A 13,088-nucleotide genomic window follows, 5' to 3' on the forward strand; every position below is an offset into this window, starting at 1 on the left:
ATAAAGGCAGCCTATTTTTCAATGAATAGTTAGCAAATTTCTCTTGTCGTATATAAATGAAGACATTTATGGAACGTAAGAACGCTAATGAGGATGCTAACAATTGTTGGGAGCACTAAGGTGAATAAGTTTCCAGCTACTAATGATAAATAGTAATGAACAACAAAGTTTAGCAGAATAATCAGCAAGGTAGCCGAAAGCATTCTGATAGTTCGTATTCCCTCCTTTTCTTGAAGCTGCTGAATATAAAATTGACTACAGATGAGAAAATAAGCACTGCTTATATAAGCGAAATACATAGCAAAATGCTCCAAAAAATCTGTAGAAGCTTCGGGTTGAGAGAAATAGATTGGTGCAATGAAAAGAAAGAGCAGTGTAATAAAGCCATAGCAATAAAGGAAATCAGACTGTAATTGCGTCTTTTTTGACAGAGGTAGGCTATTGACAAACACTTCCCAGTTTACATGTCGATCCCCTTTGTATAAATTTTCAACAAGTGTGGCCGAAATGACGACAATCACCAAACCAATGGAAGAGCTATCCACGAAGGAGAAGTGAACAATATTAAGGAGAAGACATAAGGTCATTGCAAAAATGAGAGACCATTTTTGTACGACAAATCTTTGTAACAATAATGCCCGCATAGAACCCCTCCCTAAAACTCTTTCCTTTTATAAATGGCTGTAGAAATTAACGAGGATAGCCAAAGTATTAATAATCCGGCAAATGGTGTTACAAACATAAACTGTTTAACATTTAAAAAAGTGAAGGGTATATTGGGTAGATTCTCTTTAAACATCCCTAACAAGAAGCCTGGGATAAAACAAAGCGCAATCAAAACCATTTTTCCTTTAATGGAGCCAAATTTAATATAAATAGGTAATAATACAGCTAACAGACAGAGAGCCAATGTCACAATCATATTAAATGTTAGGAAAAAATCTGTGGTGATACCTTGATCGGTAAAATAATTGATAAGAAATATAATGGGCAGTGCAATAATAAGACCAATGATCATAAGCAATACACTCAATATATATTTACTAAGAACAATATCCCCTTTAGAAATCGGTAGGGTATTGGCATACTTATCCCAGCTACTTTGCTCATCGTAGGTAAGAGCAGTTATAGCTTGAATCGTTACAATAAAGACAATAACAGCCAGCAGCATTGAGCTTTGCTGCATAAAGATCGCCATCACAAGAAGAAATAGAACAACGTATGCCTGGGATCTCAATTGACGTTGAATAGTCATTAAATCTTTTACTATAAGACCTATCATATTTAAACACTACCTTTCACAAAAAATAGCATGATATCCTCTATAGAAGGTTTTTCGAGTCGGAAAGCCTCGTTTACTTCATGTTTCAGAACGAGGGCTTCAATTCCGAATGCTCCATTTCGTTTTTTTATAATGGCATGCTCTGGCAATACGCTTACTTCCTCACTACTCCCTTTGAAAATGCCGTAATCATATAATAGAGCGTCTTTACTTTCACTCAATAAAATTTCACCATTATGGATGAGCGTAATATAGTCAGCAATTTTTTCTAAATCGCTTGTAATATGAGAAGAAAATAAAATGCTATGTGTTTCATCCTGCATAAATGCTAAAAATAAATCTAAAATTTCATCCCTAATAATAGGATCTAGTCCACTTGTTGGTTCGTCTAAAATCAATAATTTTGGATGATGTGACAAGGCTAATGCAATCGACAGCTTCATCCTCATTCCTCGTGATAGTTCCTTGATCTTCTTCCTCTTTGGTACGTTAAATTGAGTCAATCGTTCAAAGTAATAGCTAGAATCCCACGTTTGAAATACCTTTTTCATAATCTTGTCGAGCTGCGTCGCATTTAGCGTCTCAGGTACATGTAAATCGTCAAACACTACACCGATGTCGTTTTTTATCGATAGCTCATGTTCGACATGATCCTGACCAAAAAGCAATATTTCGCCATATTCTTTTTTTAATAAATTCAGCATGCATTTAATGGTAGTTGATTTTCCTGCCCCATTTTCACCGACAAAGCCCATTACCGTTCCTTGAGGGACTGAAAAGCTTACATCTTTAAGGGAAAAGCCTTCAAAAATCTTATGTAGACCATGAAGTTCAATGGCATTCATTTAAATTTCCTCCTCTAACAGTAAAGATATTAATTCTTGCATTTCTTCTTTAGAAAGACCAGCTGTTTTCGCTGCTCTTACCGCCCTCTGCAAATGTTCCTCCACCTGACGTAGTAACTCCTCGCGTAAAAAATCCTGATTACGTTCGGTGACAAAGCTTCCTTTTCCAGCGACTGTTTCAATGAAGCCATCTCGCTCTAAATCGGCATATGCTCGTTTGGTCGTCATCACACTTATTTTTAAATCCTTTGCTAGGGCACGAATAGATGGTAGTGCATCACCTGCTTGAAATTTATTCGCTAGAATGGCCTCTTTGAGTTGTGTGGTGATTTGCTCATAAATAGGCTTATCACTAGCATTACTTAAATGAATATGCACAAATCCTCACCTCTTATAACTGTATATATACACTATATACAGTAGGCGATAAAAATGCAACATATTCCTACTTTTGGTAGGGGGCACGATTTGCAAAAACTCGGCATATATTGAGGTAACGGCTCAAGGAGGGAGATGAGGCATGCTACTATCTGAGATGGTGGATAAAGAATTAATTCAAATTGAGGGTGGCGTACATTTTGGCATTTTAGCACATACAGAATGCCTATTGGATGTGCAAACAGGAAAAATACATGGATTTGAGATTGTGAAAGATAAATTACCATTCCAAAAAAAGAAGATGAAAGTTAGTGAAATGATACCTTGGCATGAAATTATATTAATTGGAGAAGATCGGATTTTATTTAATAAGACATCTACAGTACAATCAGAATATTTACAGTGAGGTGAGCTTTTGGAAAACGAAAAATGGCTTGTTATCGGTGAGGACTCGAGATTAAAGGAATTAGCGACAATGCTAAGAAGTCCATCGAGAACAGTGTTTTATAAAAGAACGACAGTTTGGAACGAAGAGTTAAATAAACTTGTTTTAGAATTCCAACCAAATAAAATTATCCTACCTATTCTTCCGTTGAAAATAGAAGTTGAGCAACTATATGGCATATCACAAGTTAAATTTTATACAGGTCGATTAACGATGCATTGGAAGCAATTGCTGGAGAAAAATGAATCCATTTGTTATTTACAACAAGAATCGTTTATTTGGCAAAATGCTCGGTTAACAGCGGAGGGATTTATCGCCACGTTCTACGGACTCGAGCAAAAATGTATTTACGGACAAAATTTTACGATCGCAGGCTTCGGTCGTATCGCCAAAATGCTCGCCTCTTTACTTGTTAAAATGGGTGCGAATGTTCATATTGTGGCACGTTCAGTTGTACAAGTGAGTGAAGCAAAAGCATATGGTTATAAAGCTACAAATTTAGATGACCGTCAATGGTCTATTACGGATAGCATTTTTATAAATACAATTCCAGCAAAATGGATTACAGAGTCATTTATCGAGCATGTTCCAGCAGTTTTATATGATTTAGCCTCAGAGCCAGGCTGTTTAGATATAGATGCTGATCAATTACAAACGTATGTACTATTGCCATCATTGCCTGGGAAATACTTTGCACATGACGCAGCTACAATATTGTGCAAGGCAATAGAGGAGGAAGAAAATTGTTAACGGGGAAACGAATTGGCCTAGGTATTACTGCTTCACATTGTACTTATGAAGATGTAGTGCCTAAAATTCAAAATTTTATTGATGTTGGGGCTACAGTTATTCCTATCATTACCCACTCCGTTTTACATGCGGCTACCCGCTTTGGGACAGGGGAAGAGTGGATTGCAAAAATAGAAGCATTAACGGGTGAAAAGGTTATTTCTTCTATAAAGGAGGCGGAGCCATTTGGACCATCCAATCCTTTAGATGCAATGGTCATTGCGCCAATGACAGGCAATAGCATTAGTAAATTTGCTAATGCAGCAACAGATAGTCCTGTATTAATGGCAGCGAAGGCAACTTTACGTAATGGGTCTCCTGTAGTATTAGGTATTTCAACCAACGATGCACTTGGCTTAAATGGTATCAATATTATGAAGTTGTTAAATGCTAAAAACATCTATTTTATTCCATTTGGTCAAGATTCCCCTCATTCCAAACCGAATTCTTTAATTGCTGATTTTGATCAAATGGTGGATACTGTTCATGCAGCAATTACGCAGAAAAAGCAATTACAACCGCTGTTGATACAATATTTCAAATAAATCATATATTACACACAATTTTCAGTATTTTTGTGATACAATAGCACACATTATGAAACATGTATTCAAGGAGAGATGACAGATGACAAAGCAGTTAACGGTTGCAGTTGTTGGGGCAACAGGGGCAGTTGGTTCGAAAATGATGGAGCAGTTAATTAAACGTAAATTCCCAATTGGGAACATTAAATTTCTTGCTTCTGCTCGTTCAGCAGGAAAATCAATCGAATTTAATGGTCAAACATATACAATTGAAGAAGCGACACCTGAAGCTTTTGAAGGCGTCAATGTCGCTTTATTCTCAGCTGGTGGGTCAGTATCAGCTGTGCTTGCACCTGAAGCTGCTAAGCGTGGTGCAGTAGTAATTGATAATACGAGCCATTTCCGTATGGATCCAGAGGTACCGCTTGTCGTTCCTGAAGTGAATCGTGGCGACTTAGCGAAGCATAAAGGGATTATTGCGAATCCAAACTGCTCAACAATTCAAATGGTAGCTGCACTTGAACCAATTCGTAATGCATTTGGTTTAACGAAAGTAATTGTTTCAACTTATCAAGCAGTATCAGGTGCAGGTATTTCTGCTATTGAAGAATTAAAGGCACAAAGCGCAAACTGGGAAGCAGGTAAAGATGTAGAAGCAACTATTTTACCGTCTGGTAGTGATAAACGTCATTACCCAATCGCTCGTAATGTCATTCCACAAATTGATAAATTTACAGATAATGGATTTACATACGAAGAAATGAAGATGATTAATGAGACCAAAAAAATTATGCATGCACCAGAGCTAAAAGTAGCTGCTACTTGTGTTCGTGTGCCAGTTGTTTCAGGTCACTCTGAATCAGTTTATATTGAGGTAGAGAAAGAAGCGTCAATTCAAGAAATTTTCGACGTATTACGCAATGCACCAGGTGTGATATTACAAGATGATATTGCAACACAAACTTACCCAATGCCTATTTATGCAGAAGGGGAAGACGCTACTTTTGTAGGACGTATCCGTCAAGATTTAGACAATAGCAAAGGATTCCATCTATGGATCGTTTCTGACAATTTATTAAAAGGCGCCGCATTAAACTCTATCCAAATTGCAGAAGCAATGCTTGAGGATAACTTACTATAAAAGGGGTGTAAGGATGAATTTAGGTCGAATTGGAACGGCAATGATTACGCCGTTCAAAGATGATGGCACGATTAATTATCCAGAACTAGAACGTATTATTAATCATTTGATAGATAACGGTACAGATTGTATAGTTGCTTGTGGTACGACTTCTGAAAACCCAACGATGTCAACGGAGGAGAAAATTGAAGTTGTGCGCTTTACAGTAGAGAAAGTAGCTGGTCGTGTACCCGTTATTGCCGGCACAGGGGATAATGAAACGGCATACTCTATCGCAATGACTCATAAAGCAGAAGAAAATGGAGCCGATGGCATCATGCTAGTAGCTCCATACTATAATAAGCCAAATCAACGTGGGATTTTTGCTCACTTTGAAACAATTGCTAAACAAACGAGTCTACCTGTTATGCTCTATAATGTCCCAGGGCGTACTGGTGTCAATGTTGCCTATGAAACTTCTGTTGCGTTAAGCAAGATTCCAAACATAGCTTGGATTAAAGAAGCGAGTGGTAATTTAGATCAAATGGGTGATATTATCGAGAATGTTGACCCAGAAGATGATTTCTTAGTTTATAGTGGAGATGATGGCTTAACATTACCTCTAATGGCAATTGGCGGGGCAGGCGTTATTTCCGTAGCAGCTCACGTTGTAGGCAATGATATGCAATTAATGATTAAAGCGTTTGAAGAAGGAAATAATAAGCTAGCAGCCAAAATTCACCGAGCATTATTACCTTTAGTACGTGCGCTGTTCGCTCAACCAAATCCTTCGCCTATTAAATATGCGATGACAAAATTAGGTTTTGATACACTCAATGTACGTCTACCAATGATGGAAATGACAGATCAAGAGAAAGCTAACTTCGACAGAATTTGGGATACGTATCAAGAAAAAGCGAAAAGTTTTAGATAAAAAGCAACGAGGCTGAGATTCTTTCAGCCTCGTTTTTGTATGCTAGAAAAAAGATGAAAGACCCCTCAATCCATTACTTCTCATCCTCAAAAATACTAATATGACTATCATGATACAAGTTATCCAATATCTGCTGATCCCTCTCCTAATAATAAGCAAATAAAAGAAAATCTATTTCCAACGTGAAACATGTATTTTTAATTTGTGCAAAAGCTTTGCAAACCGTATAATAAATGTTAAGTGGTTGCTGTTCGGGATATTTTTTAGGAGGAAATAAATTGACAAAAAAGAAAAATGAATTAATTCGTATCATCCCTCTTGGGGGGGTAGGCGAAATTGGGAAAGCAATGTACGTAGTAGAAATTGATGAAGAGCTATTTGTAGTGGATAGCGGCTTAATGTTCCCAGAAGATGAGATGCTAGGCATAGATATCGTGATTCCTGACATTACGTACTTAGAAGAAAATAAAGAGCGTGTGAAAGGTATTTTCTTAACACATGGTCATGAAGATGCGATCGGTTCTATTGCCTATGTTTTACAAAAAATAAAGGCACCTGTGTACGGATCAAAATTAACAATTGCATTAGCAAAGGAACATTTAAAAGAATTACCTGCACCACATCAGGTGAAATTTTTTGAAGTAACAAATCGAAGTCGTATGAATTTCAATTCAACGTATGTAACATTCTTCCACACAACACATAGTATTCCCGATTCGTTAGGGGTGGTGTTCCATACATCTGAAGGCGCGATTGTTCATACAGGAGAGTTTAAATTCGATCAGTCAGCAACAGGTAAATTCAAACCTGATTTAGCAAAAATGGCACAATTAGGAGAAGACGGTGTCTTTATTCTCTTATCTGAATCGTGCGAAGCTGAACGACCAGGATATACGACATCGGAGATTGTGATTGAAGAACAATTATCAAAAACATTCCACTCAGCACCAGGTCGTATTTTAGTAGCTGTTTATGCATCGAATTTTATTCGTATTCAACAAGTTTTTGCCCAAGCCCAAAAATCATTCCGTAAAGTTGTGATTGTTGGTAAACCATTGGAAAAGGCTGTTGATTTAGGCGTACAGCTAGGTTATTTAACAGTTGAAGAAGATACAATTATTCCGATTTCAGAAATGCAAAAATATCAAGATGATGAAATTATCATTATTGCAACAGGTAATAGAGGAGAGCCTCTAGATGCATTAGAGAAAATCGTCCGCAAGCACCATCGTGATATTAAAATTAAGCAAGGGGATACAGTGCTAATCACATTTACACCTTCTCCTGGTATGGAAGTACAAATGGCTAATACGATGAACTCTATGTCCAAAGCAGGCGCTGAAATTTTGACTTCTAGCAAAAATGTTCATGTATCAGGACATGGTAGTCAGGAAGATTTAAAGCTTATGCTGAATTTGATGCAGCCAAAGTATTTTGTCCCTGTACAAGGCGAGTACCGCATGCTAATTGCTCACTCGAAGTTAGCGCAACAGCTTGGTATGCAAAAATCACAAATTTTTATCGCTGATAAAGGGGATATTGTAGAGTATAAAAATAATAAAATGCGCATGAGTGGTCGTGTACAAGCTGGTAACGTCTTAATTGACGGTATTGGTGTAGGCGATGTAGGGAATATTGTTCTTCGTGATCGTAAATTATTATCACAAGATGGTATTTTCATTGTGGTTGTGACATTAAACCGCGCACAAAAGAAAATTGCCTCTGGCCCAGAGATTTTATCGCGAGGCTTTGTATATGTACGAGAATCAGAGGAATTAATGATTGAGGCATCTGACATTGCGAAAAACGTCATTGAAAAATATGTTGGTAAAGATACATTTGAATGGACGAATATTAAACAAGAAATTCGAGATACACTAAATACGTATTTATTCCAAAAAACAAAACGTCGCCCAATGATTATTCCAATTATTATGGAGTACTAATTGAACAAGCTTATCGTCAATGCTTTGAGGAAAAAGTAAAAGAAAAAGGATTTTCTCCCAATTGCGGTGGAAAATCCTTTTTTTGAAATAGTCAAGTTCTACTTGTGATGATTCGCTACATATATAAAATGGATTGCAAAAGAAGGTGAAAATAGATGGCAGTTAGTAAAAGAAAGAAAGGAACTAAAAGTAAAGCGACAACTGAAAAAAAAGACATGCATCCGCTTATGTATGAAATTTTAGGACTGCTTTTAATTGCCTTAGCAGTCATTATGATTTTTGAATTCGGTATGATTGGGCGGATTTTACAAACAATCGCCATGTTTCTTTTAGGTAATTTACATTTTGCTGTTCCATTTATGCTTATATTTGTTGCGTTGTTAATGATGATTGGTCGTAAAAAAATCGGTTTGAAGGATCGATTAATACTCGGCATGGTACTCATTATTATGAGCTTAACCATTTTTAGCCATGGCATATTATTTGAGCAATTATCGAAATCAGGTGGTCTATTATCTGATTCTGTTCTTCGTGAATCGTGGCGCATATTGATCAATACAGAAGGTATTATTCATCGTAGCAATGCTCTAGGCGGTGGGATGATTGGTGCCCTATTATTTAGCGGCCTCCACGTGTTATTTGAAGCATCAGGGGCAAAAGTCGTTGCTTGGGTTATTTTCTTTATAGGGTTAATTTTAGTCACAGGTAAGGCATTGGTACCTTATTTAGCTGAAAAAATGCCAGGTCTATTTGGCAAATGGAAAAAGAAACACCGTGATAAGAAAAAAAATACACCGAAAAAGCCTAGCAATCGTCGCTCTAGAGTAGAAAGTGGAGATGAGGTAGCAGCAGTTAATCAAATGACAGATGTGTCAGAACAAGAGGAGGAAATACCTCATGAGCCGATTATCTCTGCTTTTACGCAAAATGTCTCACAGGAAAGAGCTGTATTTGATACGCCAACGATGGTGGAAAATGAACTAGAAGAAGCAACGGATGATGTCCATATTCAAGGCACTGATACTGTAGAAAATGCAGATTATCAGCTCCCATCCTATAATCTATTACAATTACCACCTCAACATGACCAAAGCGGTGAATATTCGGTGATTCAAGCTAATGCTAAAAAGCTAGAACAAACATTACAAAGCTTTGGTGTAAAAGCAAAGGTGACACAAGTCCATTTGGGACCAGCTGTCACGAAATATGAAATTTTACCAGATATAGGTGTGAAAGTAAGCAAAATTGTCAATCTGCAAGATGATCTTGCGCTAGCACTTGCCGCTAAAGATATTCGTATGGAAGCTCCTATCCCTGGGAAATCAGCGATTGGTATTGAAGTGCCAAATAGTGAGGTAGCCATTGTGACACTTCGTGAGGTATTGGAATCTAATGATGGTGCTAAGCCTGATGCATTGTTACAAGTAGCATTTGGTCGTGATATTACAGGACAAGCGGTTCTAGCAGAGCTCAATAAAATGCCACATTTACTTGTAGCTGGTTCAACAGGTAGCGGGAAAAGTGTCTGCATAAATGGCATAGTTGTATCCATACTAATGCGTACAAAACCACATGAAGTGAAACTCATGATGATTGACCCAAAAATGGTGGAGTTAAATGTTTATAATGGTATTCCTCATTTATTGGCGCCTGTCGTGACAGATGCACGAAAAGCCTCGCAAGCACTAAAAAAAGTGGTATCTGAAATGGAACGCCGTTATGACTTGTTTTCTCATACAGGTACACGAAATATTGAGGGCTATAATGCTCATGTACAAAAGGTTAATGAGCAAACAGAAGAAAAGCATCCAAAGCTACCGTATATCGTTGTCATTGTGGATGAGTTAGCGGATTTGATGATGGTTGCATCAAGTGATGTAGAGGATTCAATTACACGTTTAGCGCAAATGGCACGCGCTGCAGGGATTCATTTAATAATTGCAACACAAAGACCGAGTGTAGATGTCTTAACAGGCGTCATAAAGGCAAATATACCTTCAAGAATTGCATTTGCAGTTTCTTCAGCAATTGATTCAAGAACCATTTTAGACATGGGTGGGGCTGAACGCCTACTTGGTCGTGGTGATATGCTATTTTTACCTGCCGGGGCTTCGAAACCAAAAAGGGTGCAGGGTGCTTTTTTATCAGATCAAGAGGTTGAAGCTGTTGTGAATTTTGTTATAGAACAGCAAAAGGCACAGTATCAGGAGGAGATGATTCCTACTGAAGAAGAAACCATTTTAGAGGAAACGGATGAATTATATGATGAAGCTGTCCAATTAGTTGTCAGCATGCAAACAGCATCAGTATCTATGCTACAACGTCGCTTCCGAATTGGCTATTCAAGGGCAGCACGTATTGTCGATCAAATGGAACAACGCGGGATTGTAGGGCCTCCAGAGGGAAGTAAACCGCGTCAAGTACTTGTTCACCAGTACGATAACTAACCAAAAAATTGGACAAAAATAACTGTGTTTCACTGTATATTTGTCCAAATATTTGCAATAAAAATGAAGAAAGAATGAATTCTATAACAGATTTTCTTTAAAACTGTTTATTTCATTCTGCAAAAATGTTATATTTATGAACGATTAGTAGGAATGTTGTACATCAGATGTCTGATCTCTGATTTTGGTGGTGATATATGTGACTATTAAAGCAGATCATCGTCATCTCTATCTTCAAGTAATCGATCGTTTAAAATCTGACATTGAGGCTGGTATTTTTAAAGAAAATGAAAAGCTTCCGTCAGAATTTGAATTATCGAAATCACTAGGAGTCAGTCGAGCAACACTTAGAGAAGCACTTCGACTGTTGGAAGAGGAAAATGTGATTGTGCGCCGACATGGGGTTGGGACTTTTGTCAATCCTAAGCCGTTGTTTACATCAGGCATCGAGCATTTATCGAGCATTTCTTCTATGATCGAGGCAGCGGGTATGGAGCCAGGTTCGCGGTTTTTAAAAGCGACTGAGCACGTACCTTCTGAGGAAGATTTAAAACGCTTCCAATGTGATGGCGAAGATAAAATACTCACGATTGAACGTGTCAGAACAGCGGATGGCGAACCAGTAGTATACTGCATAGACAGGCTACCTGCAAGCTTCCTGCCTACTGACTTTGTCGAAAAAAAAGAAGTTTCACTGTTCTCTGCTCTTGAGCAATCTGGCAAAATTCATGTAGCCTACGCTGTTACATATATTGATCCAGTAGGATATCATGAACAAGCCTCACCGATCTTAAATTGTGGACGTGAAACAGCTCTTTTAGTGTTAAAGCAGTTGCATTACGATGAGCATGATCAAGTAGTGCTCTATTCAAAAAATTATTTCCGAGCTGATAAATTCAGCTTCCATGTAGTTCGTAAACGGGTGTAGAACATTTCTAAATTTTTTCCTGCTAATTACAATACCTTTGGGGGGTTAATTAAATGAAAAAACGTAAATTTGGTTTAGTATTAACATCAGTATTAGCGGCAAGTGCTATTTTAGGTGCTTGTGGTGCGAAAGACGACGAAAAACCTGCAAAAGACAATGACAATGCTTCAGGCGGTGACAAAACTGAAGAAGCTTTCTCAGTAGCAATGGTTACTGACGTAGGTGGCGTTGATGACAAATCATTCAACCAATCTGCATGGGAAGGTGTTCAAGCTTACGGAAAAGAACATGGTCTTAAAAAAGGCGATGGTGGTTTTGACTACCTACAATCAGCATCAGACGCTGACTATGAAACTAACTTAAACAACTTAATTCGCCGTGACTTTAACTTAGTATATGGTATCGGCTTCATGATGGCTGATGCAATTGATGCAGTTGCTTCTGAAAATCCAGATAACCACTTTGCATTAATCGATGCAGAAGTAAAAGCTGACAATGTAGTTAACGTTTTATTCAAAGAGCAAGAAGGTGCTTTCTTAGCAGGTGTTGCTGCAGCAAAAACGTCTAAAACAGGTAAAATCGGCTTCGTAGGTGGCGTTGATATTCCAGTTATTAACCGTTTCCACGCTGGTTTCGTTGAAGGGGCTAAAGCAGTAAACCCTGATATCGACATTCAAGTAAAATACACTGGTGCATTTGATAAAGCAGATCTTGGTAAAATTACAGCGAACAGCATGTACTCTTCAGGTGTTGATGTAATCTTCCACGCTGCTGGTGCAACTGGTAACGGTGTATTCTCTGAAGCAAAAGAGCGTAAAGCTAAAGATCCTAATGCTGATGTATGGGTAATCGGGGTAGATGCTGACCAATACGAAGAAGGTAAAGTAGACGATAAAACAAACGTAACATTAACTTCTATGCTAAAAGGTGTTAATACAGCAGTAGTAGATATTTCAAACAGAGCAAAAAATGGTGATTTCCCAGGTGGAGAAACACTTGTTTACGGTTTAGCTGAAGATGGCGTTAAACTTGCAGATTCTCGTGGTGCAATTTCAGAAGATGTACAAAAAGTAATTGATGAATATAAAGAGAAAATTGCTAAGGGTGAAATCAAAGTTCCAGAAAAAGTGGAAAAATAATTCATCTTTTGATCATCATAAGGGACTTTTTAGAAGGACCTTATGATGATTTTTCAATCTATCGTTATATTTAGATTATTTGCAATACTCTATTTAACAAGATTTATATGAACCTTTAGAGGTAGAAATGATAATTTACTAGTTTAGGTTTTAAGTTAATAGAAGAAAGGTTTCTAACGATGACCTTTCCTGTATTAATTTAGCAAAACATCTACCTCTATGGGTGAAATTAAATATAGCCTCTGGTAGAAATCTAAATACTGGACGTATGGCTTATCTGTACCATCAATCATGTAGCAGCAGATACTATA

Annotated in this window: 13 protein-coding genes; 9 read left to right on the forward strand and 4 right to left on the reverse strand. The window is 37.6% G+C overall.

Annotated features, from left to right (window positions below; genetic code table 11):
- Positions 1 to 29: 29 nt before the first annotated feature.
- The 4 genes from MKY49_RS05160 to MKY49_RS05175 are packed head-to-tail and all read right to left on the reverse strand — an operon-like array spanning position 30 to position 2,505.
- Positions 30 to 644, reverse strand: coding sequence for an ABC-2 transporter permease (locus MKY49_RS05160; protein ID WP_341385732.1), 615 nt, complete (start codon positions 642 to 644; stop codon positions 30 to 32).
- An 11-nt stretch (positions 645 to 655) separates the two neighbouring features.
- Positions 656 to 1,282 (reverse strand): ABC-2 transporter permease, encoded by a 627-nt coding sequence (locus MKY49_RS05165; protein ID WP_341385733.1) that lies wholly within the window; start codon positions 1,280 to 1,282, stop codon positions 656 to 658.
- A gap of 2 nt (positions 1,283 to 1,284) precedes the next feature.
- Positions 1,285 to 2,127 carry an ABC transporter ATP-binding protein gene (locus tag MKY49_RS05170; protein ID WP_341385734.1) on the reverse strand — a complete coding sequence of 281 codons (843 nt, stop codon included), beginning with the start codon at positions 2,125 to 2,127 and terminating at the stop codon, positions 1,285 to 1,287.
- Positions 2,128 to 2,505 carry a GntR family transcriptional regulator gene (locus MKY49_RS05175; protein WP_274796025.1) on the reverse strand — a complete coding sequence of 126 codons (378 nt, stop codon included), beginning with the start codon at positions 2,503 to 2,505 and terminating at the stop codon, positions 2,128 to 2,130.
- 142 nt (positions 2,506 to 2,647) lie between these two features.
- Between MKY49_RS05175 and MKY49_RS05180 the strand changes: the two genes are divergently transcribed.
- The 9 genes from MKY49_RS05180 (at position 2,648) to MKY49_RS05220 (ending at position 12,777) form a co-directional block, all read left to right on the forward strand.
- Complete coding sequence (locus tag MKY49_RS05180) at positions 2,648 to 2,911, forward strand: hypothetical protein (RefSeq protein WP_004224966.1); 264 nt, start codon at positions 2,648 to 2,650, stop codon at positions 2,909 to 2,911.
- A gap of 9 nt (positions 2,912 to 2,920) precedes the next feature.
- The gene (locus MKY49_RS05185) at positions 2,921 to 3,700 is read left to right on the forward strand and encodes an NAD(P)-dependent oxidoreductase (protein WP_274796026.1); all 780 of its coding nucleotides are present in this window, start codon (positions 2,921 to 2,923) and stop codon (positions 3,698 to 3,700) included.
- The gene (locus tag MKY49_RS05190; protein ID WP_274796027.1) at positions 3,694 to 4,284 is read left to right on the forward strand and encodes a dipicolinate synthase subunit B; all 591 of its coding nucleotides are present in this window, start codon (positions 3,694 to 3,696) and stop codon (positions 4,282 to 4,284) included. The genes MKY49_RS05185 and MKY49_RS05190 overlap by 7 nt, the downstream gene beginning before the upstream one ends.
- A gap of 82 nt (positions 4,285 to 4,366) precedes the next feature.
- Positions 4,367 to 5,404 (forward strand): aspartate-semialdehyde dehydrogenase, encoded by a 1,038-nt coding sequence (locus MKY49_RS05195; RefSeq protein WP_274796028.1) that lies wholly within the window; start codon positions 4,367 to 4,369, stop codon positions 5,402 to 5,404.
- 13 nt (positions 5,405 to 5,417) lie between these two features.
- Positions 5,418 to 6,317, forward strand: coding sequence for a 4-hydroxy-tetrahydrodipicolinate synthase (dapA, locus tag MKY49_RS05200; protein WP_341385735.1), 900 nt, complete (start codon positions 5,418 to 5,420; stop codon positions 6,315 to 6,317).
- Positions 6,318 to 6,595: 278 nt separating this feature from the next.
- Entirely contained in the window at positions 6,596 to 8,263 is a 1,668-nt protein-coding gene (locus tag MKY49_RS05205) for a ribonuclease J (RefSeq protein WP_274796030.1), read from the forward strand.
- Between the two features lie 155 nt (positions 8,264 to 8,418).
- Positions 8,419 to 10,710 carry an FtsK/SpoIIIE family DNA translocase gene (locus MKY49_RS05210; RefSeq protein WP_341385736.1) on the forward strand — a complete coding sequence of 764 codons (2,292 nt, stop codon included), beginning with the start codon at positions 8,419 to 8,421 and terminating at the stop codon, positions 10,708 to 10,710.
- Positions 10,711 to 10,909: 199 nt separating this feature from the next.
- Positions 10,910 to 11,638, forward strand: a complete 729-nt coding sequence (locus MKY49_RS05215; protein WP_274796032.1) for a GntR family transcriptional regulator — start codon at positions 10,910 to 10,912, stop codon at positions 11,636 to 11,638.
- Between the two features lie 53 nt (positions 11,639 to 11,691).
- Positions 11,692 to 12,777: a BMP family lipoprotein gene (locus tag MKY49_RS05220; RefSeq protein ID WP_274796033.1), complete on the forward strand. Its 1,086-nt coding sequence runs from the start codon at positions 11,692 to 11,694 to the stop codon at positions 12,775 to 12,777.
- The last annotated feature ends 311 nt before the right edge of the window (positions 12,778 to 13,088 follow it).

The sequence above is a fragment of the Lysinibacillus sp. FSL M8-0134 genome (assembly GCF_038069745.1).
In the GTDB taxonomy this organism is placed as follows: Bacteria; Bacillota; Bacilli; order Bacillales_A; family Planococcaceae; genus Lysinibacillus; species Lysinibacillus irui.